The organism is Pseudarthrobacter sp. fls2-241-R2A-127 (genome assembly GCF_030209355.1).
Classification (GTDB): domain Bacteria; phylum Actinomycetota; class Actinomycetes; order Actinomycetales; family Micrococcaceae; genus Arthrobacter.
This window is the reverse complement of the sequence record NZ_JARVSF010000041.1, coordinates 116,259-138,791: the sequence shown is the minus strand read 5'-3', so window position 1 is coordinate 138,791 and position 22,533 is coordinate 116,259. Positions and strand designations below refer to the sequence as shown.

The window sequence follows — 22,533 nt, the reverse complement described above, 5'->3', positions numbered from 1 at the left end:
CAGAGCATTCGACTGTTAATCGAAGGGTTGCTGGTTCAAGTCCAGCAGGAGGAGCTTATATCCCCGTTCCGGCCTCCGGAACGGGGATTTTGTTTCCCCGGGAGGGCCGTTTGGGCCCGGAATACCGCCGATTTCCCATGGGCAGGAATCCTTTGCTAATGTCATACCTGCTTCATTCCTCCTTAGCTCAATTGGCAGAGCATTCGACTGTTAATCGAAGGGTTGCTGGTTCAAGTCCAGCAGGAGGAGCGCAACGAAAAATCCCTGTTCCTCCCGTTGGAGGAGCAGGGATTTTTTTCTGTCCGCAGCCCGGTCTAGATACGGCCGCGGGTCAGACGAAGTCCATTTCCACCTGCAGGAACCGTTCGGCCTCCGCGATGGCCGCAGTGAAGGCCTCGTTCTCCGTGGGCGACTTCCGGGGATCGCGCGGGTTCCATTCGTGCGGGGCGGAGTGGATGCGGACAAAGCCTGCATCCGGCGGGGCGTAGAAGATCCCGAACCGCTGCACCGGCCACTCCGGCGAAGTCTCGGGCGCCACCAGCAGGGCGGCGTTGAAGGCGGGATTGAACCACTGGGCGATGGGCCGGCGGCGGTCCTCGGTGAACAGTCCCGCGGCGTACAGCGCCGCTGACTGCTGGCCGGCCTGGGCGCACAGGCGCTCCCACCACAGTGGCAGGATCCGGGCGTCGCACCGTTGCCATGTGGCCGGAAGTGGCGGTTGGTTCTGCCAGTTGGGCACGGCAGTATTTTATCGCGCGAAGGCGCAAGACGGCAGGGAGGAGCGTTGGTTGCCGGGCCGGGCAGTCAGCGCCGTTTCCGCGGCCCCGGGTTGATCCGGTACAGCAGTGCCGCGCCGGCCAGCGTGCCCAGGATGATGCCCCAGGCCGGGTTGCCCACGGCCCGGCCGGCAAAATAGCCGACGACGGCGCCAAGCACGGCGCCCAGGAAGAGTCCCCGTCCGTTGCGGTGCGGTTTTCGGCTCATTGGCGGCCTTTCCTGGTTGGCATTTAGTGGATAGAGGGGACCGTGCGCGGGCGGACAACCAGCCACAAGGCCCCGATGGCCAGCAGGATGCAGGCGGCCTGTACCGAGCCCATGGGTGCTGCACTGGTAATGCCAAGCCACCCCACCACGGGGGAGATGAGTCCTGCCATAAGGAACGTGGCCGCGCCCAGCAGGGATGCAGCCGTTCCCGCCTGGGCCGCGTGCCCGGCCAGTGCCAGCACCTGGACGCAGGGGAACATGAAACCCGTCCCCATGATGTAGAACCACAGCGGGATCATCACGCCCCACAGGCCCAGGCCCACCCGGTCGAACACAACGATCAGCAAGGCCATCAGGAACATCCAGGCCGTGGCGCAGGCCAGGATCCACTGCGGCGGGACGATCCGGATCAGGCGCGAACTTGTTTGCACGCTGGCCACGATGCCCAGGGAGTTGATGCCGAAGAGCAGCCCGTATTGCTGGGCCGAGAACCCGAACACGTTCTGGAACAGGAAGGGGGACGCCGACAGGTAAGTGAAGAGGCCGCCGAAGTTGAAGCCGGCCACCATCAGCAGCCCCACAAAGATGCGGTCGCTGAACAGCGTCTTGTAGCGCTGCCCGGCTGTCATGCCGCTTTGGCCCCGCTTCTCCGGCGGAAGCGTCTCGCGCACCAGCAGCAGCGCGGCCACGATGACCAGGGTTCCGTAGGTGGCAAGGAACACGAAAATTCCGGGCCAGGGCATCACCAGGAGCAACTGCGAGCCGATCACGGGTGCCAGGATGGGCGCCAGGCCGTTGACCAGGGACATCCGCGAAAACATCCGCACCATGGCGTACCCGGAGAACAGGTCGCGCACCATGGCCATGGCCACTACGCCGCCGCCGGCCGCGCCGACGCCCATCAGTACGCGGAAAATTCCCAAGGTGGTGATGTCGGTGGACAGGGCCGCACCCAGGGACGCTGCGATGTGAACGGCGGTGGCCAGGATGAGGGGAGTCCTGCGGCCAAACTTGTCGCTGAACGGCCCTACCACCAGCTGCCCGAACGCAAAACCCACAGTGGTGCCGGCCAGCGTCAGCTGCACCTGCGCCTCCGTCACCCCGAGGCTTGCCTCCAGCGCAGGAAAGGCAGGCAGGTACAGGTCGATCGTGAACGGACCCAAGGCCGTCAGGGCGCCCAGGAGGAGGATGTACAGAAGCTTCCGGCGGCGGGTCAACAGGTCGCCTGGATTGGGGGCATTGGTCACGGTCACCAATCCTAGGCCCGGTGGGGGAGGTTTTTTCAGCGTTGTAGGCCGCGCCGCCCGGCAAGCCCCGGAGTTCGCCCTGAACCTGAATGGTAGTTTGGGTGGCGTGGACTGTGCGGCTGCACATTTCCGCAGTACAACGCAGGCAGTATCGACCCAGACGACCAGTAAGGCGGAACCGATGAGTGGACGTCACAGCGGGCGCACCAGTTCCGGATTGCGCATCACCGCGCTGCCGGGGACGGCACGACTCCTATTCAGGTTGGCCCCACGCCAGCTCAATGACGAGATCGCCTTCGCCAAGATCGAACTCAAGCGCAAGGGCATCCAAGTGGGGGTGGCCGCAGCGTTCTTCGCCGTCGCCCTGGTCTTCCTGGCGTTCCTGGTGGTGGGCCTGATCGTCGCCGCCATCATGGGGCTGGCCACCATCATGCCCGCTTGGCTGGCCGCGCTCCTGGTGTCCGCCGCCTTCCTGGTCATCGCCCTGGCAGGCGGCCTCGTTGGCCTTGCCAGGTTCAAGAAAGCCATGCCGCTGGTGCCGGAAGAAACCATCCGCGGCATTAAGTACGATCTCGGCGTCGCCCGCGAAGGATCCGCCTTCAACCCCGCCGTCCTGGATCCTGACAGCCCCGAAGCAAAGGCCGCGAAGGCTGCCAAAGCCGAAGCCGCCGCCAAGGCCAAGGCCGAGAAGGAAGCCAAGGCTGCCCAGCACGACCAGGAATTCCCGCACGCGTCCGAGCCGGAGCTGGCCCGCCGGCTCAGCCAGCGCCGCCACCACCTCGCGGAGGTCCGGGATGAACTCGGCACGGAGCTGGACCTCAAGACGCAGGCCCGGTACCTGCTGGCCGCCGCGCAGGTCAAAGCCCGGGAAGGCCAGGTGCTCGCCGCGCGCGGCGCCGACGCGGCCGGGCAGCGGGTTGCCGCCGTCGCCGATTCCGCGAACCTGGCACGACGCTGGAAGCCGCTGGCCGCTTTCGCAGCTGCCGGTACCGTCCTGGTGGTGCTGCTCCGCCAGCTCCTGCGCTCCAACCAGGCCTGAACAGGCCAGTACCGCACAACCGAAACACCGCGACGCGGCGCAACAGCAAGGAGAGGGGGACGGGTGAGGTTCATTGGTGCAGGTGCCCGCCCCGGCCACCCCTTGGTGGACCACGACCGCGTGTTCACCATCCCCAACCTGCTCACCGTGGTGCGGTTCATGGGCGTTCCGCTCTTCATCTGGCTCGTCCTGGCCCAACGGGAGTACGGTGCCGGCGTGATCGTCCTGGCGGTCATGGCCGGAACGGATTGGATCGACGGCTACATTGCGCGCCGGTTCGACCAAGCCTCCAAGCTCGGCCGTGTCCTGGATCCCATTGCGGACCGGCTGGCCCTGCTCGCCGTCGCTGTCACCCTGGTGATTGCCGGCGTCGTGCACTGGCTCTACCTCGCCGCGCTGGTGGTACCCGATGCCATCCTGCTGGTCCTCACGCTCTCCCTCTTCCACGGCCATCCCGACCTCCCCGTCAGCGTCGTGGGCAAGGTCAGGACCGGCCTGCTCCTCCTCGGTACGCCGCTGCTGCTCCTGTCCCGCCTGGACACCGGCGCCGCGGACCAACTCCTCATTGCCGCATGGGTGGTCCTGGGCCTGGGCCTGGTTGGCCACTGGATTGCTGCCTACAACTATTTTTGGGCGATGCTGCGCAAGGGCCGAGAGGCCGAAGAACACCACGGCGGTAACGGCTGATGGTGTGGTTCGCCGTCGCGCTGGCGGTCCTTGGCGCCTTCTGCCTGGCCCTTGGCGCCCAGCGGCAGGGGAGCGCGGTCAAGGCGGACACCGGCGGGCTCGCGCTGAGCTCCAACGGTTTCCTCCGCCTGCTCCGCAATCCCCGGTGGATGTTCGGGCTCCTGCTGCTGTGCACCGGCATGGCCATGAACGCCGTAGCGCTGGTGTCCGCACCGCTCACGGTAATCCAGCCCATCGGTGCCATTGCGCTGGTCATCACCACCATCGTCAACGCCCGCGACCAGGACCTCACCATCAACCGCGCCACGGCCGTCTCCATCGCCGCCTGCGTCACAGGATCGGCGCTCTTCGTCCTCCTGGCGGTCAACGTCACCCAGGAAAGCCACCACGTCAGCCCAGCGGACGAGCTCACCATTGTGCTGCTCCTGGCACTGGCGGTCGGGCTCTTCGGCACGCTGGCAGTGACGTTCAAGCACCGGATGAACGCGTTCGTCTACATCCTGGGTGCCGGCATCCTGTTCGGCTTCGTGGCCGTCCTGACCCGGATCATCGGCAAGCACCTCCTGGACCCCAACGGGCTTTTCCTGTTGAACGTGCAGTGGTATTCGGTGGTGGCCATCATCGCGGCCGGCGGCCTGGGCTCCTGGTTCGTCCAGAACGCGTACTCCACCGGCCCTCCGGACCTGGTGATCGCCGGACTCACGGTGATCGACCCCATGGTGGGCATAGCCATCGGCGTCATCATCCTGGGCGAACTACGCCCGGACGTCCACGCCGTCATGGCCATCGCGATGGGAACGGCGGCGTGCCTTGCTATCGTTGGGGTTATCGCCCTTTCCCGGCACCACCCGGAGGTCACCAAGCGTAAGAAAGACGCGCGTAAGGCCGCCGGCAAACCGACCCAATAGCCCTTTCCGCACAGACCAGCAATCCCACGAGGCCGTGCGCCACCTGCGCCGGCGGCCAACCGTGCTGTCAGTTCCACGCTGCCCGCACCGTGACCATCAGGAGTACTCCATATGACCACGCCAGCCGACCAGCGACCCCTGACCATCCTGATCGCCGCGGATACCTACCCGCCGGACGTCAATGGCGCCGCCCAGTTCGGATACCGGCTGGCCAAGGGGATGACCGCCCGGGGACACAACGTCCACGTCCTCGCGTCCCGCGACAGCAAGGGAAAGAGCTTTACCGAATTCCGGCCGGAAGGAACCGTGCACCGGCTCCGCTCGCACCGGGCTTTCACCCACGAGACTTTCCGCATCTGCTTTCCTTGGGAGATCAAGAAGGAAATCAGCCTGCTTTTCGACCGGGTCAAGCCGGACGTGGTGCACATCCAAAGCCACTACATGATTGGCGAGCACGTCCTCTATGAGGCCGTGAAACGCGGCATCCGGGTGGTGGCCACCAACCACTTCATGCCAGAGAACCTCAACCCCTTCCTGCCGTTCCCGCAGTGGTTCAAGGACATCATCGGCCGGGTCTCCTGGAAGGACATGGGCAAGGTCATGGGCCAGGCCGACGTTGTCACCACGCCCACGCCGCTGGCCGCCAGGGCCATGCACGAGCACGCCTTCCTGCGCAAAGTCCTGCCGCTGTCCAATGGCATCGACTCCGCCGCCTACGAACTCCAGCCCGGCGAGCAGATTGAGCCGCATGCCCACCCCATGGTGCTTTTCGCCGGCCGACTCGCCGAGGAAAAGCACGTCGACGTGCTCATCGAAGCCGTTGGCAAGACTCCGCCGGAACTCAACGTGCACCTTGAGATCGTGGGAGGCGGCGAAGTGCGGCCTGCCCTCGAGGACCTGGTGCGGCGGCTGGGGCTTGGCGGCAGGGTGAAGTTCCTGGGGCTGGCCAGCGACGACGAACTGCGCCGGGCCTACATTGCCGCCGATCTCTTCTGCATGCCCGGAACTGCCGAACTGCAGTCGCTGGTGACCCTCGAAGCGATGTCCGCTTCCACCCCCGTGGTCCTCGCCGATGCCATGGCCCTGCCGCACCTGGTGCGTGATGGCGAGAACGGTTACCTCTTCACGCCCAACGACAGTGACGACCTCGCCAAGAAAATCACCCAGGTGCTGGAACTGCCCGAGGATGAACGGCGCGCCATGGGCCGGGCCAGCCGGCAGATGGTGGAGCCCCACAGCATCCAGGGGACCCTGCAGACCTTTGAGGACCTTTACCGCGGCGCCACCTACGAGGACAAAGTGGTCTGAACCCTATCCGGGGTTTGCTAGAGTGTTTCTGCCCTGCCGGAGCGCGGCGTCAGTGTCAGCTCCCGGGGCCGCTGGGGGCTATAGCTCAGCTGGTTAGAGCGCGGGACTCATAATCCTAAGGTCCTCGGTTCAAGTCCGAGTAGCCCTACGCCACGGTAAGACCGCGGCCGACGATCCTTGTCGGCCGCGGTCTTCTTGGTTAATGGGGAACCGTCAGTTATGTTACTTACCAGTAACATACCTGGCCGCCGCCGCGGTCCGGTCAGCGCTGATCACCAAAGAAGGTACCCATGCCCGCCTCTGCAGCCGATCCCCGTGAGCTTCCGTACGCCGACGGCGACTTCTTCGCCTTCGAGCAGCTTCTCTCCGACAAGGAACGGGACCGGCTGGCCGAAGTCCGGGACTTCCTGGCGCGCGAAGTCCGCCCCATCGCCGTGGATTGCTGGAACCGCGGGGAGTTCCCGATGGACCTGGTGCCCAGGCTCGCCGACCTGGACCTGGTCAGCCCCGTCAGGCGGCAGGGCTACTCCAACCTCTTCGCCGGCATGCTGCACGCCGAGGCCACCCGGGCCGACGCCTCCATCGCCACCTTCCTGGGCGTGCATGACGGGCTGTTCACCGGCTCCATCGAACTGCTGGCATCCCCGGAACAGCAGGACGAGTGGCTGCCCGACATTTACTCGCTGAAGAAGATCGGCGCCTTCGGCCTGACCGAACCGCTGGGCGGCAGCGACGTTGCCGGTGGAACCCGCACCACGGCACGAAGGGACGGCGGACAGTGGATCCTCAACGGGGCAAAGCGGTGGATTGGCAACGCCACCTTCTCGGACTGGGTGGTGGTGTACGCCCGCGACGAGGCGGACAACCAGGTCAAGGGTTTCATGGTGGACACCACGCTGCCAGGCTTCAGTGCCGCAAAGATCGAAAACAAGATTTCCCTCCGCACGGTCCAGAACGCCGACATCGTCCTGGAAGACGTGGTGGTCCCGGATCACTTCAAACTGGCCAACGCCAACAGCTTCCGCGACGTCAACAAAGTGCTGAAGGTTACCCGCCTGGCCGTTGCCTGGCAGGCCGTGGGACTCCAGTTGGCGGCGTTCGACGTTGCCCGGCGCTATGCGGTGGAGCGTCAGCAGTTCGGCCGGCCGCTGGCCTCCTTCCAGCTCGTGCAGGACCAGCTGGTGCGGATTCTCGGCAACGCGGTCAGCTCCATGGGCATGATGGTCCGGTTGTCGCAGCTGGAGGACGCCGGCGTGGCCAAGGATGAGCAGTCCGCACTTGCCAAGGCTTTCACCACCGCGCGCATGCGGGAGAGCGTGGCGCTGGGCCGCGGCATCCTCGGCGGCAACGGCATCGTGACCGACTTCGAGATGGCCAAGATCTTTGCCGACGCCGAGGCCATCTACTCCTATGAGGGCACAGCAGAGATCAACACCCTGGTCACGGGCCGGGCCATCACGGGCATCTCGGCCATCGTGTGATCGGGCGCCGGCCGCCGGTTGCGGTGCTCCCGTCGGGGTGCGCGGGCCGGCGGTGCTCGGGTCAGGGTGCGCGGGCCGGCGGCTGCGGGACTCTCCTCAGGGTGCCCGGGCCGGCGGTGCTCCGGTCAGGGTGCGCGGGACAATGGGAGCAGGATGGACGGGCGCAGGTCCAGGACGAACTGGAGTGGATTGACGTACTCTTCCCCCTCCCTGACGCCCCAGTGCAGGCAGTTCACGGCGGGGCAATGACCCGGGACCACCGTGCCAATCACCTCGCCGGCGCCTACCGGGGTACCTTCTGCCAGTGTGCTCTCCACCGGTTCGAAGCTGCTCCGGAGGCCGCCCCCGTGGTCTATGGTGATCACCGGCCGGTCCACCACGATGCCCACGAAACTCACAGTCCCGGGCGCAGGTGAGAGAACGCCGGTCCCGGACGCTGCCGCTTCAAGGTCCACGCCCCGGTGCCCGTTGAGCCACGGTTTCGGCGGCGGATCGAAGCCCCGGACCACAGGCGGGCGGGGAGCCAGCGGCCAGCGCCAGGAGGGCCGGGCGTCCGGCCGGCCCGCCGTCGTCGGCAGTTCTGCCTGTCCGGAGAAGGCTGCGGGGGCCGGGATGCCGGTGGTGATCGACGCCCGCGGAATGCCTTGGCCGGCGGAGGCGATGGAGGCCGGGAGCAGCAGGAAAGCGGCCAGCAGGAGTGATGACTTCATGGCACCAGCCTGCCCCGGTGTGCCGCGCTGCGGCAGGGTCGCTTCTGGCTATGTGGACAACGGCCGGGCAGGCAGGCGGTGTCCGGCGCGCAGGGGTCCCTGTAGTACACTTGGTGGAGCAGTTTGCTGCGCCCTCAACGCTTCCCGCCCCAGTGGTTCACCCCCGCGGTGCACGCCCCTGTCCGGATTGCGTCGGCACATCTCATTCAGGAGTGTGGGGGAGCAGCGGCTGACTACGCGCATCCAGGCCTTCGAGACCCAACGCCACGGCGTTGACCTTGGAGGACCGGGTTTCCTGCGGTCAGGGCTTTCGTCCTGATGGGAAGGCCGGAAGATGCCAGGAGCAGGGCCCGTCCGGGCCACGCTGAACAACCGTCAACTATTGGCAGGGTAAGAAGCCTTCGGGGTTTCTCATGAATGACCTGCCGGAAAATAAGGAGCGTCGGAATGCCCGTCGTAACCATGCGCCAGCTGCTTGACAGCGGCGTCCACTTTGGACACCAGACCCGCCGTTGGAACCCGAAGATGAAGCGATTCATCTTCACCGAGCGCAACGGCATCTACATCATCGACCTGCAGCAGTCGCTGTCCTACATCGACCGCGCCTACGAGTTCGTCAAGGCCACTGTTGCCCACGGCGGCACCGTGCTGTTCGTCGGTACCAAGAAGCAGGCCCAGGAAGCAATCGCAGAGCAGGCAACCCGCGTGGGCCAGCCCTACGTGAACCAGCGCTGGCTCGGCGGTATGCTGACCAACTTCCAGACTGTCGCCAAGCGCATCCAGCGCATGAAGGAACTCGAAGAGATCGACTTCGACGACGTCGCCGGTTCCGCGTACACCAAGAAGGAGCTCCTGCTCCTCAAGCGCGAACTGACCAAGCTCGAATCCAACCTCGGCGGCATCCGCAACCTGACCAAGGCTCCGTCCGTTCTCTGGGTTGTCGACACCAAGAAGGAACACCTCGCCGTTGACGAGGCCAAGAAGCTGAACATCCCGGTTGTTGCCATCCTGGACACCAACTGCGATCCCGACGAAGTCGACTTCCCGATCCCGGGCAACGACGACGCCATCCGCTCCGTGAACCTGCTGACCCGCGTTGTGGCCGACGCCGTCGCCGAGGGCCTCATCGCCCGCAACAACCGCGGCACCGGCGCCACCGAAGCTCCGGAAGAGCCCCTGGCCGAGTGGGAGCGCGAACTCCTCGAGGGCAACAAGGCAGAAGCCGCTGCTGCTCCGGCCGAGAACGCAGAAGCTCCGGCCGCCGAGGCTCCCGCTGCTGAAGCTCCGGCCGCCGAGGCTCCCGCCGAAGACGCCAAGTAACACACGTCAATCCGGATTCTCCGCGCTGTCCGCAGCCGGAGCTGCTGACAGGATGGCAGCCCACACCCGTGGGCTGCCGTCCTGTCGGTCCGTACACCACCAAACATTTCTAGACAGAGGGGTTCACATGGCGAACTACACTGCCGCTGACATCAAGGCCCTGCGCGAGCGCACCGGCGCCGGCATGATGGACGTCAAGAAGGCTCTTGACGAAGCCAACGGTGACGCCGAGAAGGCCATCGAGATCATCCGCATCAAGGGCCTCAAGGGCGCTACCAAGCGTGAAGGCCGCTCCACCGCCGAAGGCCTGGTGGCCGCCAAGGTCAACAACGGCGTCGGCGTCATGATCGAGGTCAACTGCGAGACCGACTTCGTCGCCAAGGCTGACAAGTTCATCCAGCTGGCAGACAAGGTCCTGGCCGTCGCCGTCGAGTCCGGCGCTGCCGACCTCGAGACCCTGCTGGCCACCGACGTCGACGGCAAGCCGCTGTCCGAGGTCGTCGTCGAAGAGGGCGCCATCCTGGGCGAGAAGGTTGTGGTCCGCCGCATCTCCCGCATCGAAGGTGCAACGGTCGACGCTTACCTGCACAAGACCTCCAAGGACCTCCCGGCCCAGGTCGGCGTGCTGTTCGCCGTTGACGGTGAAGGCGAAGCCGCAGCCACCGCTGCCCACGACGTCGCCGTGCACATCGCCGCGATGGCTCCGAACTACCTCACCCGTGAGGACGTTCCCACCGATCTCGTTGAGTCCGAGCGCCGCATCGCCGAAGAGACCGCCAAGGCTGAAGGCAAGCCCGAGGCAGCCCTCACCAAGATCGTTGAAGGCCGCGTGACGGGCTTCTACAAGGGCGAGGTCCTGGTCGACCAGGCATTCGCCAAGGACGCCAAGAAGTCCGTGGCACAGATCCTCGAAGAGGCCGGTGTCAAGGGAACTGCGTTCACGCGTTTCCGCGTCGGCTCCTAGTCGAAACTGCAAGGGGGTGGCCACTTCGGTGGCCGCCCCTTTTGCATGCGCCCAATTTGCTGGAATCGCAGCGGATAGCGCGGCCGGTTCCGAGCACGGGACCCGGCAGGATACCCTTTTTTCAGAATCACCAACGGGAAGGCATCATGGAAGCCGTCAACACTGACATGCATTCAGAGAAGAGCAAGCGGCGGGTCCTCCTGAAGCTCTCCGGCGAGGTCTTCGGCGGCGGGAAACTGGGTGTCGACCCCGAGACCGTCCGCGACGTCGCCAAGCAGATCGCCGCGGCCGTGCCGCAGGTTGAGGTGGCCATCGTGGTAGGTGGCGGCAACTTCTTCCGCGGCGCAGAACTGTCCCAGAGCGGGATGGACCGCTCCCGCGCCGACTACATGGGCATGCTGGGAACCGTCATGAACTGCCTCGCCTTGCAGGACTTCCTGGAGCAGGCCGGAGTGGAAACCCGCGTCCAGAGCGCCATCACCATGGGCCAGGTGGCGGAGGCCTACATTCCGCGCCGCGCCATCCGCCACATGGAAAAGGGCCGCGTGGTCATCTTCGGCGCCGGTGCCGGCCTGCCCTACTTCTCCACCGACACCGTGGCTGCCCAGCGGGCCCTGGAAGTCCACGCCGACGTCGTCCTGATGGCCAAGAGCGGGGTGGACGCCGTATACACGGCGGACCCCAAGAAGGACCCCAGCGCCGAGCGCCTGGAAACCCTCAGCTACGACGATGCGCTGCGCCGCGACATCCGGGTCATGGACCAGACAGCCATGACCATGTGCAAGGACAACGACCTCTCGATGGTGGTCTTCGGCATGGAAGGCGAAGGCAACGTCACCCGCGCCATCCTCGGTGAGAAGCTGGGCACGCTGGTCACCGCCTAGCTCCCGCTAGGATGATTTCAGGACAGTTCCGTCCCCGCCTGCGATGGCGGGGACGGAAACAGCAACAAAGAACCACGTGAGTGCACCCGGCGCGATCGGACTGCACCAGAACCGTCAGGAGAGACCGTGATCGAAGAAACCTTGCTCGAAGCCGAAGAAAAGATGGACAAGGCGGTAGAGGTAGCCAAGGAAGACTTCGCCTCCGTCCGCACCGGCCGCGCCAACCCCGGCCTCTACAACAAGGTCCTGGTGGAGTACTACGGATCACCCACGCCGCTGCAGCAGCTGGCGTCGTTCGCCATCCCGGACGCCCGCACCATCCTGATCACCCCGTTCGACAAGACCGCCCTGCGGGACATCGAACGCGCCCTGAGCGACTCCGAGGTTGGCGCCAACCCGTCCAACGACGGCAACGTCATCCGGATCACCATTCCTGAGCTGACCAAGGAACGCCGCAAGGAATACGTCAAGATCGTCAAGACCAAGGGCGAGGACGCAAAGATCTCCATCCGCAACATCCGCCGCAAGGCCAAGGAAACGCTGGACCGCCTGGTCAAGGACGGCGAAGCCGGCGAGGACGAAGGCAGCAGGGCCGAGAAAGAACTGGACAGCCTCACCAAGGCCCACGTGGACGGCATCGACGAGCTGCTCAAGCGCAAGGAAGCAGAGCTGCTCGAAGTCTGATGGGCCAGGCAGATCAGGCCCCCGCTTCACGGGCCCGCACACGGGGGAAGCAGCCCAGGAGCAACCCGACGCCGAAGGCCGGGCGGAACCTGCCCGCCGCCGTCGTGGTTGGCCTGGCCATGCTGCTGGGCGTGCTGGGCGGCCTGCTGTTCCTCCCGCTGGCGTTCGTGGCGATCGTCACCGCCTTCGCCGTCTTCGGCGTCTGGGAAATCTACCGGGCGCTGGAGGCCAACGGAACCAGGATGCCCATCGTGCCGGTAATGACCGGCACGGTGGCCCTGCCCTTCGCCGCCTACTTCGGCGGCATTGAGAGCCAGCTGTTCGCCCTGCTGCTCAGCGCCGTGGCCGTCCTGCTGTGGCGGTCAATCGAAAGTGCCGCAGGCTCGGCCAACAGCATCTTCGCCGGCGTCTTCACCCTGGGCTGGGTTCCGTTCTTCATAAGCTTCGCGGCACTGCCGCTGCACGCGGCCGGGACCATCCCGCTGGGGCTGTGGCCGGGCGGCCTCGCCCCCATCGGCGCCTGGGAGATCGCGGTCATGCTGCTGCTGGTGGTCTCCAACGACACCTTCGGCTACCTGGTGGGTGCGTCCATCGGGAAGCATCCCATGGCGCCCAAGATCAGCCCCAAGAAGTCCTGGGAGGGGTTCGCCGGATCGGCGGCCGGCGCCATGCTGATCGGCGTCCTGGCAGCCATCTTCGTGTTGGACAAGCCGTGGTGGGTAGGCGTGGTCCTCGCAGTGGGAACCGTGGCCGCATCCACTGCCGGGGATCTGGCCGAATCCATGGTCAAGCGAGAACTCGGGGTCAAGGACATGAGCAGCATCTTGCCCGGCCACGGCGGCGTGATGGACCGGCTGGACTCCATCGTCTTCGCCTCACCCGTGGCGTTCATCCTGTACGGACTCGTGGCGGGGGCCTGAGGCACGCCCTCCGGCGCGGGGGCAGCGAACAAACAACGGCCCCGCGCGGGCCAACGTGACACACAACGGGGCCAGACGGGTTGCACCCTCCCCGGCACCTTAAACTGGTGCGGAAGCACTACGGCTGAAGAGCATTGAAGGAATCGAAGTGGCATTGGACATTCATCGGCAGATCCCTGCGTCCTTTGAGCGCGTACAGCGCAGTGAGTACGGCTACAACGCCAAGCAGGTGGACCAGTTCCTCCAGCGGGCCCGGGTCTCGCTGGAAACCCCCGGGACCGCCGTGGACCCCGTCAACAGCTCCGACGTCAGGGCCGTATCCTTCGACCCCGTCAAGGGCGGCTACTCCGCCGCCGTGGTGGACGCCGCGCTGGACCGGCTGGAGGACGCTTTCGCCCGCCGCGAGCGGGATGAGCTGATCGCTGCCGGCGGCGAGGAAGCCTGGTTGCGTGAAATCGGCAGCCTTTCCGGCATCCTCCGCGGACGGCTGCACCGGCCGGACGGCGAGCGGTTCCGGCGGCCCGCCAAGAAGAAGGCCCGCAGCTACAACACGGCCGACGTCGACCGGTTGTGCGGCGAACTCGTCGCCTACCTCGAGCATGACAAGCCCCTGAGCGTGGACAGCGTCCGGCGCGCGGTCTTCCGCCCGGCCATTGGCCGCGAAGGTTACGAGGAATCTCAGGTGGACGCCTTCCTGGACCGGGTGGTCGAGCTGATGGCGGCCATCGACTAGCGAACAGCCCCCGGGACTGCCGGTCAGTCCCCGGCCGGCGGGGTGGGGAAGAGCGGGGTGTACCGCCGCCACACGTCCAGGTAGCTGCGGTAGCCGCGCACGGCGGATACCGCCAGGAACAAAGCCCCGCACACGGCCCCGGCAACCGTAGCCGGCCCGGTTCCCGCCCCCGCGAGCGTCACCAGCATGCCGGCAAAAATGGCAATCAAGGCAGCGTTCGCCGTCGTCATGAAAATCATGCTGCTCCCCGCCACATGGCTGAAGCTGCCCCGGTGGCCGAAGAAATAGTAGGTCTGCACTGAGCCTGCCTCGTCGTCGTGGGTGGACGCCATCAGGTACGGCGCCACGCCGGGGTCGAGGTCAACGTACGCGGCCCGGAGGCGGTTCATGGCCGTGACGTACATGAGGTCCTCATGGGCCACGTTCATGACCCGGAGCTGGGTCAGCAGGCCAATCGCGGTGTCGATGAACAGAACCACCACCGCGAGCAGCACAAATGAATCGGAAAATTTCGTTGCCTGTCCCACCAGGGCGACGCTGACCACGCTCGCGGACGTGAACGTCAGGAACATGCTGATCCGCGTCAGGACCTCGCTTTGCGCGGTGCTCCGGGACGCCAGCAGGCCCCAGTGTTCCGTGGCGAGCAGCTGAGCCCTGACGGAGGAAGGAACTGCGCCTTGCCGGCGGGAGGGGCCGCCGTCCTCGATGGACATGGCGTTATTGTCCACCCGATCACCGTTCGGTTGCCAGTGGCCTTTCCGGGGTGTGCAGGCGCGTCATGGTCCGCGGCATCGTTGCCGGAACACGGTGGGCCGTGGCCCGGGAAACAAGGACCATGACGGCGAAAGCCAGGGGCACGCTCCAGGCGGCAGGCTGGGCGAGCCACGCCGGCGTCTGCCCGGAACCGGCCAGCGCCAGTGAGCCGGCGGTCATCGCCCCGCCGCAGAGCACACCGCCGGTGACCATGCCGGCGATGGCTCCGGCGTCCGTCAGGCCCCGCCACCAGATGCCCAACAGGAGCACGGGGCACACCGTGGAGGCGGTGAACGCGAACACCAATCCCACGCTTCCAGCCAGGGCAAGGGAGTCGGTCATCAAGGCAAAGCCCAGCGGCACCACCGCGGAGACGACGGCGGCCCACCGGAACCCGCGCACGCTTCCGTCCAGGACGTCCTGGCTTATGACGCCGGCCAGGGAGACCACCAGGCCCGAGGTGGTGGAGAGGAACGCGGCGAAGGCGCCGGCCACCACCAGCGCGGAGAGCAGGCTGCCGGCCGTGCCGCCAATGAACTCGCCGGGAAGCCGCAGGACCATGGCGTCCGGCTGGCCAGAACGGGCCAGGTCCGGGGCGAACATCCGGGCCACCAGGCCGTACGCGGTGGGGAACAGGTAGAACACCGACAATAGACCCAGGACGATCAGCGTGGTGCGCCGGGCCGTGTGTCCGTCCGGGTTGGTGTAGAAGCGCACCAGCACATGTGGCAGCCCCAGCGTGCCGAACAGCAGTGCCACCAGGAGGGAAATGTTCTGGTAGAGGCCCGCGGGGGCGGTTCCGGCCGGGTTGACGTCCGCCGCACCCAGCGGTTGCGTGCCGTTGCCGGCGAGTACGGACACGATGAACAGGATGGGCACGGCCAGAGCCGTCAGCTTGAGCCAGTACTGGAACGCCTGGACGAAGGTGATGGACCGCATCCCGCCCGCCGCCACGGTGAGGCACACCACCACGACGACGGCCACGGACCCTGCCCAGGATGGCAGGCCTGTGGAGATGCGGATGGTCAGTGCCGCCCCGTGGAGCTGCGGCACGATGTAAAGCCAGCCAACCATCACCACCACCAGGCTGGTGACCCTTCTGACGGTCCGGGACGCGAGCCTGGCCTCGGTGAAGTCCGGGATGGTATAGGCCCCCGAGCGGCGCAGCGGGGCGGCGACGAAAAGCAGCAGCATCAGGTAGCCGGCCGTGTACCCCACCGGGAACCACAGGGCATCCGTGCCGGACAGCAGGATGAGGCCGGCCACGCCCAGGAAACTGGCAGCGGACAGGTATTCCCCGCCGATCGCGGACGCGTTCCACCAGGGGCGAACCGTCCGGGAGGCGACGTAGAAATCCCCGGTGGTACGCGAAATCCGCAGCCCGTAGAACCCGATGATGGCCGTGGCAAGGGACACCACCGTGACCGCCGTGATGGCGACGCCGGGGTTCATTGCCGCCCCACCGTGCCGTCCTGTGCCGCAGTGTTCATTGTTCGCCGGCCAGGTCGCGGTAGCGCGCCTCGTTCCGGGCCGCTGTCCTGACGTACAGCCACGCGCTCAACCCGATCACCGGGTAGATGCCCAGGCCCAGCAGGAGCCAGTCGAAAGGGATGCCGGCGATCCTGGTGTCGGCCAGGCCGGGAACCGCAACCAGGATCAGCGGGAACGCTGCAAGGATCAACAGGAAGCCGCCCGCAACCACCAGGGCCAGCCGCAGCTGCGACCTGATCAGGGACCGGACGAAAACCTGGCCTACCTCGGAGTCCTGGGCGGCTTCGCGTGATTCCAGCGGGCCTGGTCCGCCCCGCCCGGGGTTGCCGGGCGAGGCGTGCGGGGCGGTGACCCGGACCCTGGTCATGCGTGCGGCCTGATCCGGGTGGCTTCGAGCTTCTCGCGCACGATCGGCAGGTGGCGGCGGCTGATGGGCAGCCCCGCCCCGGCCACGGTCACGCGGGGCCCGTCGGCGGCCAGCTTCATTGAGGACACGTGCTTCAGCGCCACCAGGTAGGAGCGATGCGTCCGGATGAAACCGGCATCCGCCCACTGCTGTTCAAGGTCGGCCAGGGGCACCCGGATGAGGTAGCTGGCGTCGGCGGTGTGCAGGCGGGCGTAGTCGCCTTGCGCCTGGACATACGTGACGTCGTCGCGCCGGATCATCCTGGTGGTTCCACCCTGGTCCACCGTGATCATCTCCGGTGCACTGCCGCCGTCGCGCAGTTCGCTGATCCGCCCCACGGAGCGGGCCAGGCGTTCGGTGCGGACGGGCTTGAGCAGGTAGTCGACGGCGGCCAGTTCGAACGCAGCAAGGGCGTGGTCTTCGTCGGCGGTGACGAAGACGACGGCCGGGGGATTGCTGCTCCGGTTAATGAAGGCGGCGATGTCCAGGCCGGATACGGCGGGCATGTGGATGTCCAGGAAGACGGCATCGATGCCGCCGCCGGCCAGGGCTGCCAGGGCTTCCGCGCCGGACGTTGCCCGCAGCACTTTGCCGATGCGCTCGTCCCTGCCCAGGAGGAAGGCCAGTTCCTCAACGGCGGGCAGCTCATCATCAACGACGAGGACGTTAATCATGCTCCTAGGGTACTTCCAGCGGCGGGAGCAGCCTTACGCGTCACGGCCGGGCTGGGATTTGGGCACCCGCATGGTGATCAGGGTTCCCTCGCCCGGCGCCGTTTCCACCACCAGCCCGTGGTCGTTGCCGTACACCTGCCGGAGCCGGGCGTCGACGTTCCGCAGCCCCACGTGGTCCCCGTCGGTATGGCCGGCCAGCACGGACCGGAGCTGTTCGGGATCCATCCCCACGCCGTCGTCCTCGATGGTGACTTCGGCGAAGGCGCCGGCGTCCTCGGCGGTGATGCTGATGTGTCCGGGCCCTTCCTTGGCCTCGAGACCGTGCCGGACGGCATTCTCCACCAGCGGCTGCAGGCTCAGGAAGGGGATGACGGTGCTGAGGACCTCGGGGGCCACGCGCAGGCTGACCTGGACGCGTTCGCCGAAGCGGGCCCGCTCCAGCAGCAGGTAGCGGTCGATGCAGCGGAGCTCCTCGGCAAGGGTGGTGAAGTCCCCGTGCCGCCGGAAGGAGTACCGGGTGAAGTCGGCGAACTCCACCACCAGTTCCCTGGCCCGCTCCGGGTCCGTATTGATGAACGAGGCGATGGCGTTCAGCGAGTTGTAGATGAAGTGCGGGCTGATCTGCGCGCGCAGCGCCCGCACCTCCGCCTCCATCAGCAGGGTGCGGGAGGCATCCAGCTCCGCGAGTTCCACCTGCACCGCCACCCAGTCAGCCACTTCACCCGTGGCCCGGACCAGTCCTGCGCCGGCGGTGGGAGCGAACGCCGCGACCGCGCCCACCACCCGGGTGCCGGCCCGCACCGGGGCGATGACTCCGGCCAGGGGGCCGCCGGTTCCCTCCGCGCCGGGCGGAAGCACGGCCGCCCGGCCTGATTCGATGGCTCCGGCGGCGAGCTCCATCAGCCGCGGCCTGATCTCCTCGGCTCCGCCGTCCCACGCCAGCACGCCGGACGTGTCCGTAATGGCCAGGGCGTCGCAGCCCAGCAGGGAGCGGAGCTGGCGCCCGGCCTTCGCGGCACCTGCCGGGTTCAGGCCGCGGCGCAGGTGCTGGCCGGCCTGGGAGGCGGCGTGCAGGGTGTGGTAAGTGGCGCGCTCCGCGTCGGTGCCCAGCTCACGGAACGAGCGGAGCACCTTCAGGCCAACGCCGACGACGACGGCAATGGCCATGGCGATCACCGCCACTGCGGCGGCGGTCAGGAGGGGGGAGTCCGGCATGGTGCCCAGCGTAGCGGCGGGTGCCGTTTGCCGCAGCATCGCAGCCGTTGAGCGACCCCGCGCCGCGTGGTTCTGGAATACCGCACCTGACAGGCCGCAGAGTGATTGCAGTCACATCTGCGGTTTCCCTGGCAGTGTTCCGGCAGTCTCCTGCCGCAGGCCCTGCCGCCCGGTGTGTACCCGCATCACTCAATGAGGAGGAACGATGGGTAACGAGGCCCATACTCCGGACGCAGCGGCGTCCGTGGACTTTGAGCAAGTCCAGTCGACCGGGCAGTTCCAGGAACTGCGCAGGCGTCACCGCAGCTTTGTCTTCCCCATGGCAGTGGCCTTCCTGCTGTGGTACTTCGCTTACGTCCTGCTGGCGGACTACGCGGTGGACTTCATGTCCACCAAGGTCTGGGGCAACATCAACGTCGGCCTGGTCCTGGGCCTGCTCCAGTTCGTCTCCACGTTCGCCATCACCGGCTGGTACGTGCATTACTCCAACCGAAAGCTGGACCCGATCGCCACCGAAATCAGGCACGAGATCGAGGGGCATGAATTCGACAAGAACGGACACCGAGTAGGCGGAGCCAACAAATGATCGCAATCCCAGCTGCGGTGGACGTTTCCGCCCTCAAGGACACCACGCTCTTGAACATGGGCATCTTCGCCCTGTTCGTTGCCGTGACCATGGTGATCGTGTTCCGGGCCAGCCGCAACAACAAGACCGCCGCGGACTACTACGCAGCGGGCCGGTCCTTCACCGGTTCGCAGAACGGCACGGCCATTGCCGGTGACTACCTGTCCGCGGCGTCCTTCCTGGGCATCACCGGTGCCATCGCCATCAACGGGTACGACGGCTTCATGTACTCCATCGGCTTCCTGGTGGCGTGGCTGGTGGCGCTGCTGCTCGTTGCCGAGCTGCTGCGCAACACCGGCAAGTTCACCATGGCGGACGTCCTGTCCTTCCGGCTGAAGCAGCGCCCGGTGCGGATCGCGGCGGCCATCTCCACCCTCGCCGTCTGCTTCTTCTACCTCCTGGCCCAGATGGCGGGTGCGGGAAGCCTGATCTCCCTGCTGCTGGGCATCAGCGACTGGGGCGGACAAGCGCTGGTGATCATCGTCGTCGGCGCCCTCATGATCATGTACGTCCTGATCGGCGGCATGAAGGGCACCACCTGGGTGCAGATCATCAAGGCGATGCTGCTGATCGCCGGTGCGGCCGTAATGACCTTCTGGGTCATGGCCATCTACGGCTTCAACATCTCCGCACTCCTGGGCGGCGCCGTGGAGACCGCCAAGAACCCGGCCGTCCTCAACCCGGGCCTGCAGTACGGCAAGTCGGATACCTCCAAGCTGGACTTCATGTCCCTCGGCCTGGCGCTGGTACTGGGCACGGCCGCCCTGCCACACGTGCTGATGCGCTTCTACACGGTCCCCACCGCCAAGGAAGCCCGCAAATCGGTTGTCTGGTCCATTTGGCTGATCGGTATCTTCTACCTGTTCACCCTGGTGCTGGGCTACGGTGCTGCGGCACTGGTGGGAGCGGACACGATCAAGGGCGCCCCCGGCGGCGTCAACTCCGCCGCCCCGCTGCTGGCGTTCCACCTGGGCGGCCCGCTGCTGCTCGGTTTCATCTCCGCGGTCGCGTTTGCCACCATTCTCGCCGTGGTGGCCGGGTTGACCATCACGGCCGCTGCTTCCTTTGCGCATGACATCTACGCCAACGTCATCGCCAAGGGCAATGCCGACGCAGCCACGGAAGTCCGGGTGGCCCGGCGCACCGTGGTGGTGATCGGCATCCTGGCCATCCTGGGCGGCATCTTCGCCAACGGCCAGAATGTGGCCTTCCTGGTGGCGCTGGCCTTCGCCGTCGCCGCCTCTGCCAACCTGCCCACCATCATCTACTCGCTGTTCTGGCGGAAATTCACCACCCAGGGCGCCGTGTGGAGCATGTATGGCGGCCTGGCCTCGGCCATCCTGCTGATCGTCTTCTCGCCGGTGGTTTCCGGTGCCAAGACCTCGATGATCCCGGGCGCCAACTTCGCCCTTTTCCCGCTCAGCAACCCGGGCATCGTGTCCATCCCGCTGGCGTTCCTGCTGGGCTGGCTGGGCACCACGCTGGACAAGCGGCGGGAGGATCCGGCCAAGCAGGCCGAAATGGAAGTCCGCTCCCTGACAGGCATCGGCGCCGAGAAGGCGGTGGACCACTAGCCGCCGCGCATCCCGTAAACCGGAAGAGCCTCCATGCCGCTGCTGCGGTGTGGAGGCTCTTTTGTCGGGGCGTTCCGGTGCGGACGGGGCCGGCTGTCCCATTAGCTTTCAGTGGTGGTGATGGTCGGCCGGGGCCAAGTTGCCGTGTTCACCATGCGGGACGGCGTACTGCCCGGCCGTTGAGGCGGCGAGTCCCGGAGTCGCAATTCCCGCCACCAGGAGGGCTCCGGCGAATGCTGCCGCCAACAGCCGTCCCGGCCGCGCCTGTCCTACCGTGCGGCTGCCTCCCCGCCGCCCACTTTCCCGGCACGCTTCGGCCCGCCGGAGCCAGCCGAGCGATGCGATGATCATCAGCGTGAGCAGCAGCGCCGAGAGCTGCGTGAGGTTGAGGCTGGACGTCCGGGGAACGGCGAAGGCGATCGCTGCCAGGTGGACTGCGGCCGCGCCCGCCAGGGCAAACTGTGGCCGCCGCCCGCCGGCCGGCCGGTCCTTGGCCAGGAACACGATGGCTCCCGCCAGCAGGGCCGTGCCCCAGAGTGCCGCTGCCACGGCGAAGATCCCATCAGCCGGCCGGGCCGGTGCGGCGAAGATGCTGGACGCGATAGCCAGGTTGACCGATCCCGCACCGAACCCTGCGAATCCAGCTACAAGCCGGACCGCCGGGACAGCCGGGGACGCCGCCCGGGCCGGTTCGGCAGCAGCGGCCGGAAGGGCCGGGCCGGAAGCGGCCATGCCGGATGCCGCCATGGCTATGCCCGGGCAGCGGCCGGGGAGTGGGACTTGTCCAGGGACAGGCCCACGCCCAGGAGCAGGACGGCGCTGGCGAGGTGCAGGACGTTATCCGGACCGTTCAGGGCGATGATGTTCAGGGGCGATTCCAGCAGGAACAAGCCCAGAATGCCCACCAGCAGGTAGACGGCGCCCACTGTGGCGTTGAGGGTGCGGGCAGTGTCCGTCCCGCGGAGCCCGGCGAACAGCAGGGCGGCGCCAATGGCCAGATGGATGACGTTGTGGAGGGGGTTGACCTCGAAGATGATCAGGTTTGCGCCTTCGGTGGCTACGAATCCGACGCCGGACGTGACGGCGAAGCCGAGGAGGCCCACCAGCAGGTAGACGGCTCCGAAAACGGTGGCGACGAGGCGGTTGGGTGAGTTGCGCATGGCACGAATCCTTCCTGACGAGCGGGGACGGTTCCCCGAATGCCGGGTCCCCGGGCGGGACCCTCGGAAGCAGTTCGCATCATTGGAGGAGAAGGATGGGTGAAAAGGTCAGTACCCTTTTCACTGTGCCGCTGTTTCGTTGTGCCGCCGTCGCGGGGCCGCGCCGGCCGCAGCGGGGCTCGAGGCCCGGCGGTCAGGCCGCGGGCCGCAGCTTGATGTTGGTCATCTTGAGGTCGTTGGTGCCCTCGAAGCGGTAGGCCAGGTCCACCTTCTTGCCGGCGCAGCTGATCTGGCCAGCCACATCGGCTGATTTCAGCCCGTTCTCCGTGGCCACCTTGAGCTCGGTGTAGGCGGGCTTGCATGAGTCATCCAGTTCCAGGCTTTTTACCCCGGAGATAAACGCTTCCTTTGACAGCTGCTGCTGGAGGGCGGGGTCGAGGTAGGTGTCGTACGCGGTGGTTACTTCGCCCGCGATCACTTTCTTGGTGAAGTCGTCGGCGAGGCCCCTGGCCTGGTTGGTGGCACTGTTCACGACGTTCACCAGGATCACGACGCCGAGGATCACCAACAGCAATACGCCGCCGATGCTGCCAAGCACGATCCACAGCTTCCGCCGGCTCCGCTCCCGCGGACGTTCCCCGGGCAGCCCGAACGGGGCCGGCTGCGCCGGCATCGGGGGCACCTGTTGCGCTCCCGGGTCCGCGTTGCCGTGCCGGTACGAATCCTGGGGACTGCTCAAGGGGGAGCCTTTCGGGGAAGGTGCGGT

25 protein-coding genes and 2 tRNA genes are annotated in these 22,533 nt (G+C 66.6%); 15 read left to right on the top strand and 12 right to left on the bottom strand.

All coding sequences use genetic code 11. The features are described 5' to 3' along the window. Positions 1-176 precede the first annotated feature (176 nt). Positions 177-249: transfer RNA gene (locus tag QRN53_RS19585), tRNA-Asn, on the top strand. An 82-nt stretch (positions 250-331) separates the two neighbouring features. Here QRN53_RS19585 and QRN53_RS19580 read toward each other — a convergent pair. From QRN53_RS19580 to QRN53_RS19570, 3 genes are all read right to left on the bottom strand, one after another. Beyond that, positions 332-739, bottom strand: a complete 408-nt coding sequence (locus QRN53_RS19580; protein WP_285245465.1) for a hypothetical protein — start codon at positions 737-739, stop codon at positions 332-334. A 65-nt stretch (positions 740-804) separates the two neighbouring features. Beyond that, a complete protein-coding gene (locus QRN53_RS19575) occupies positions 805-984 on the bottom strand; it encodes a glycine zipper 2TM domain-containing protein (RefSeq protein WP_285245464.1) in 180 nt (59 codons plus the stop codon). Positions 985-1,007: 23 nt separating this feature from the next. After that, a complete protein-coding gene (locus QRN53_RS19570; protein WP_502934863.1) occupies positions 1,008-2,231 on the bottom strand; it encodes a multidrug effflux MFS transporter in 1,224 nt (407 codons plus the stop codon). 181 nt (positions 2,232-2,412) lie between these two features. Between QRN53_RS19570 and QRN53_RS19565 the strand changes: the two genes are divergently transcribed. From QRN53_RS19565 to QRN53_RS19540, 6 genes are all read left to right on the top strand, one after another. Beyond that, complete coding sequence (locus tag QRN53_RS19565; RefSeq protein ID WP_285245462.1) at positions 2,413-3,270, top strand: phage holin family protein; 858 nt, start codon at positions 2,413-2,415, stop codon at positions 3,268-3,270. Positions 3,271-3,333: 63 nt separating this feature from the next. Next, positions 3,334-3,957: a CDP-alcohol phosphatidyltransferase family protein gene (locus QRN53_RS19560; RefSeq protein WP_285245461.1), complete on the top strand. Its 624-nt coding sequence runs from the start codon at positions 3,334-3,336 to the stop codon at positions 3,955-3,957. After that, the gene (locus tag QRN53_RS19555; RefSeq protein WP_285245460.1) at positions 3,957-4,865 is read left to right on the top strand and encodes a DMT family transporter; all 909 of its coding nucleotides are present in this window, start codon (positions 3,957-3,959) and stop codon (positions 4,863-4,865) included. The genes QRN53_RS19560 and QRN53_RS19555 overlap by 1 nt, the downstream gene beginning before the upstream one ends. A 111-nt stretch (positions 4,866-4,976) precedes the next feature. After that, entirely contained in the window at positions 4,977-6,173 is a 1,197-nt protein-coding gene (locus QRN53_RS19550) for a glycosyltransferase (RefSeq protein WP_285245459.1), read from the top strand. 74 nt (positions 6,174-6,247) lie between these two features. Then, positions 6,248-6,321: transfer RNA gene (locus tag QRN53_RS19545), tRNA-Ile, on the top strand. 142 nt (positions 6,322-6,463) lie between these two features. Beyond that, complete coding sequence (locus QRN53_RS19540; protein ID WP_285245458.1) at positions 6,464-7,654, top strand: acyl-CoA dehydrogenase family protein; 1,191 nt, start codon at positions 6,464-6,466, stop codon at positions 7,652-7,654. A 125-nt stretch (positions 7,655-7,779) separates the two neighbouring features. On the opposite strand, the gene QRN53_RS19535 is transcribed toward QRN53_RS19540, so the two are convergent. After that, positions 7,780-8,364 carry a M23 family metallopeptidase gene (locus tag QRN53_RS19535; protein WP_285245457.1) on the bottom strand — a complete coding sequence of 195 codons (585 nt, stop codon included), beginning with the start codon at positions 8,362-8,364 and terminating at the stop codon, positions 7,780-7,782. Positions 8,365-8,811: 447 nt separating this feature from the next. Between QRN53_RS19535 and rpsB the strand changes: the two genes are divergently transcribed. The 6 genes from rpsB (at position 8,812) to QRN53_RS19505 (ending at position 13,869) form a co-directional block, all read left to right on the top strand. Then, the gene (rpsB, locus tag QRN53_RS19530) at positions 8,812-9,684 is read left to right on the top strand and encodes a 30S ribosomal protein S2 (RefSeq protein ID WP_285245456.1); all 873 of its coding nucleotides are present in this window, start codon (positions 8,812-8,814) and stop codon (positions 9,682-9,684) included. Positions 9,685-9,811: 127 nt separating this feature from the next. Further along, positions 9,812-10,648: a translation elongation factor Ts gene (gene tsf, locus QRN53_RS19525; RefSeq protein WP_285245455.1), complete on the top strand. Its 837-nt coding sequence runs from the start codon at positions 9,812-9,814 to the stop codon at positions 10,646-10,648. A 146-nt stretch (positions 10,649-10,794) separates the two neighbouring features. Beyond that, positions 10,795-11,532, top strand: coding sequence for a UMP kinase (gene pyrH / locus QRN53_RS19520; RefSeq protein WP_018763430.1), 738 nt, complete (start codon positions 10,795-10,797; stop codon positions 11,530-11,532). Positions 11,533-11,658: 126 nt separating this feature from the next. Continuing rightward, positions 11,659-12,216 carry a ribosome recycling factor gene (gene frr / locus QRN53_RS19515; protein WP_018763431.1) on the top strand — a complete coding sequence of 186 codons (558 nt, stop codon included), beginning with the start codon at positions 11,659-11,661 and terminating at the stop codon, positions 12,214-12,216. Beyond that, the gene (locus QRN53_RS19510; protein ID WP_285245454.1) at positions 12,216-13,136 is read left to right on the top strand and encodes a phosphatidate cytidylyltransferase; all 921 of its coding nucleotides are present in this window, start codon (positions 12,216-12,218) and stop codon (positions 13,134-13,136) included. Before frr ends, QRN53_RS19510 begins: the two co-directional genes overlap by 1 nt. A gap of 148 nt (positions 13,137-13,284) precedes the next feature. Beyond that, positions 13,285-13,869 carry a DivIVA domain-containing protein gene (locus QRN53_RS19505; protein WP_285245453.1) on the top strand — a complete coding sequence of 195 codons (585 nt, stop codon included), beginning with the start codon at positions 13,285-13,287 and terminating at the stop codon, positions 13,867-13,869. A gap of 23 nt (positions 13,870-13,892) precedes the next feature. Here the strand turns inward: QRN53_RS19505 and QRN53_RS19500 are convergent, their stop codons facing one another. The 5 genes from QRN53_RS19500 to QRN53_RS19480 are packed head-to-tail and all read right to left on the bottom strand — an operon-like array spanning position 13,893 to position 18,408. Further along, entirely contained in the window at positions 13,893-14,582 is a 690-nt protein-coding gene (locus QRN53_RS19500; RefSeq protein ID WP_285245472.1) for a hypothetical protein, read from the bottom strand. Positions 14,583-14,601: 19 nt separating this feature from the next. After that, positions 14,602-16,074, bottom strand: a complete 1,473-nt coding sequence (locus tag QRN53_RS19495; protein WP_285245452.1) for a sodium/solute symporter — start codon at positions 16,072-16,074, stop codon at positions 14,602-14,604. Positions 16,075-16,108: 34 nt separating this feature from the next. After that, entirely contained in the window at positions 16,109-16,480 is a 372-nt protein-coding gene (locus QRN53_RS19490) for a DUF485 domain-containing protein (protein WP_285245451.1), read from the bottom strand. Further along, complete coding sequence (locus tag QRN53_RS19485; RefSeq protein WP_285245450.1) at positions 16,477-17,193, bottom strand: LytR/AlgR family response regulator transcription factor; 717 nt, start codon at positions 17,191-17,193, stop codon at positions 16,477-16,479. Before QRN53_RS19485 ends, QRN53_RS19490 begins: the two co-directional genes overlap by 4 nt. Positions 17,194-17,226: 33 nt before the next feature. Beyond that, entirely contained in the window at positions 17,227-18,408 is a 1,182-nt protein-coding gene (locus QRN53_RS19480; RefSeq protein WP_285245449.1) for a sensor histidine kinase, read from the bottom strand. A 205-nt stretch (positions 18,409-18,613) separates the two neighbouring features. On the opposite strand from QRN53_RS19480, the gene QRN53_RS19475 reads away from it, so the two are divergent. Then, positions 18,614-18,994 (top strand): DUF485 domain-containing protein, encoded by a 381-nt coding sequence (locus QRN53_RS19475; RefSeq protein ID WP_285245448.1) that lies wholly within the window; start codon positions 18,614-18,616, stop codon positions 18,992-18,994. Beyond that, positions 18,991-20,607, top strand: a complete 1,617-nt coding sequence (locus QRN53_RS19470; protein ID WP_285245447.1) for a monocarboxylic acid transporter — start codon at positions 18,991-18,993, stop codon at positions 20,605-20,607. Before QRN53_RS19475 ends, QRN53_RS19470 begins: the two co-directional genes overlap by 4 nt. 108 nt (positions 20,608-20,715) lie before the next feature. On the opposite strand, the gene QRN53_RS19465 is transcribed toward QRN53_RS19470, so the two are convergent. The 3 genes from QRN53_RS19465 to QRN53_RS19455 all read right to left on the bottom strand — a co-directional run bounded on the left by QRN53_RS19465 (position 20,716) and on the right by QRN53_RS19455 (position 22,506). Then, positions 20,716-21,354 carry a hypothetical protein gene (locus tag QRN53_RS19465; protein ID WP_285245446.1) on the bottom strand — a complete coding sequence of 213 codons (639 nt, stop codon included), beginning with the start codon at positions 21,352-21,354 and terminating at the stop codon, positions 20,716-20,718. 2 nt (positions 21,355-21,356) lie between these two features. Further along, entirely contained in the window at positions 21,357-21,767 is a 411-nt protein-coding gene (locus tag QRN53_RS19460) for a DUF4383 domain-containing protein (protein ID WP_285245445.1), read from the bottom strand. Between the two features lie 193 nt (positions 21,768-21,960). Next, positions 21,961-22,506, bottom strand: a complete 546-nt coding sequence (locus QRN53_RS19455) for a hypothetical protein (protein ID WP_285245444.1) — start codon at positions 22,504-22,506, stop codon at positions 21,961-21,963. Positions 22,507-22,533: the final 27 nt, after the last annotated feature.

What these genes read in the sequence shown, in the direction of transcription:
- QRN53_RS19575 (WP_285245464.1), bottom strand. Translation starts at nt 984, where the DNA reads ATGAGCCGAAAACCGCACCGCAACGGACGGGGACTCTTCCTGGGCGCC.
- tsf (WP_285245455.1), top strand. Translation starts at nt 9,812, where the DNA reads ATGGCGAACTACACTGCCGCTGACATCAAGGCCCTGCGCGAGCGCACC.
- QRN53_RS19480 (WP_285245449.1), bottom strand. Translation starts at nt 18,408, where the DNA reads ATGCCGGACTCCCCCCTCCTGACCGCCGCCGCAGTGGCGGTGATCGCC.
- QRN53_RS19510 (WP_285245454.1), top strand. Translation starts at nt 12,216, where the DNA reads ATGGGCCAGGCAGATCAGGCCCCCGCTTCACGGGCCCGCACACGGGGG.
- rpsB (WP_285245456.1), top strand. Translation starts at nt 8,812, where the DNA reads ATGCCCGTCGTAACCATGCGCCAGCTGCTTGACAGCGGCGTCCACTTT.
- QRN53_RS19475 (WP_285245448.1), top strand. Translation starts at nt 18,614, where the DNA reads ATGGGTAACGAGGCCCATACTCCGGACGCAGCGGCGTCCGTGGACTTT.
- QRN53_RS19540 (WP_285245458.1), top strand. Translation starts at nt 6,464, where the DNA reads ATGCCCGCCTCTGCAGCCGATCCCCGTGAGCTTCCGTACGCCGACGGC.
- QRN53_RS19460 (WP_285245445.1), bottom strand. Translation starts at nt 21,767, where the DNA reads ATGCGCAACTCACCCAACCGCCTCGTCGCCACCGTTTTCGGAGCCGTC.
- QRN53_RS19500 (WP_285245472.1), bottom strand. Translation starts at nt 14,582, where the DNA reads ATGTCCATCGAGGACGGCGGCCCCTCCCGCCGGCAAGGCGCAGTTCCT.
- QRN53_RS19495 (WP_285245452.1), bottom strand. Translation starts at nt 16,074, where the DNA reads ATGAACCCCGGCGTCGCCATCACGGCGGTCACGGTGGTGTCCCTTGCC.
- QRN53_RS19465 (WP_285245446.1), bottom strand. Translation starts at nt 21,354, where the DNA reads ATGGCGGCATCCGGCATGGCCGCTTCCGGCCCGGCCCTTCCGGCCGCT.
- QRN53_RS19550 (WP_285245459.1), top strand. Translation starts at nt 4,977, where the DNA reads ATGACCACGCCAGCCGACCAGCGACCCCTGACCATCCTGATCGCCGCG.
- QRN53_RS19490 (WP_285245451.1), bottom strand. Translation starts at nt 16,480, where the DNA reads ATGACCAGGGTCCGGGTCACCGCCCCGCACGCCTCGCCCGGCAACCCC.
- QRN53_RS19485 (WP_285245450.1), bottom strand. Translation starts at nt 17,193, where the DNA reads ATGATTAACGTCCTCGTCGTTGATGATGAGCTGCCCGCCGTTGAGGAA.
- QRN53_RS19535 (WP_285245457.1), bottom strand. Translation starts at nt 8,364, where the DNA reads ATGAAGTCATCACTCCTGCTGGCCGCTTTCCTGCTGCTCCCGGCCTCC.
- QRN53_RS19565 (WP_285245462.1), top strand. Translation starts at nt 2,413, where the DNA reads ATGAGTGGACGTCACAGCGGGCGCACCAGTTCCGGATTGCGCATCACC.
- QRN53_RS19470 (WP_285245447.1), top strand. Translation starts at nt 18,991, where the DNA reads ATGATCGCAATCCCAGCTGCGGTGGACGTTTCCGCCCTCAAGGACACC.
- QRN53_RS19555 (WP_285245460.1), top strand. Translation starts at nt 3,957, where the DNA reads ATGGTGTGGTTCGCCGTCGCGCTGGCGGTCCTTGGCGCCTTCTGCCTG.
- pyrH (WP_018763430.1), top strand. Translation starts at nt 10,795, where the DNA reads ATGGAAGCCGTCAACACTGACATGCATTCAGAGAAGAGCAAGCGGCGG.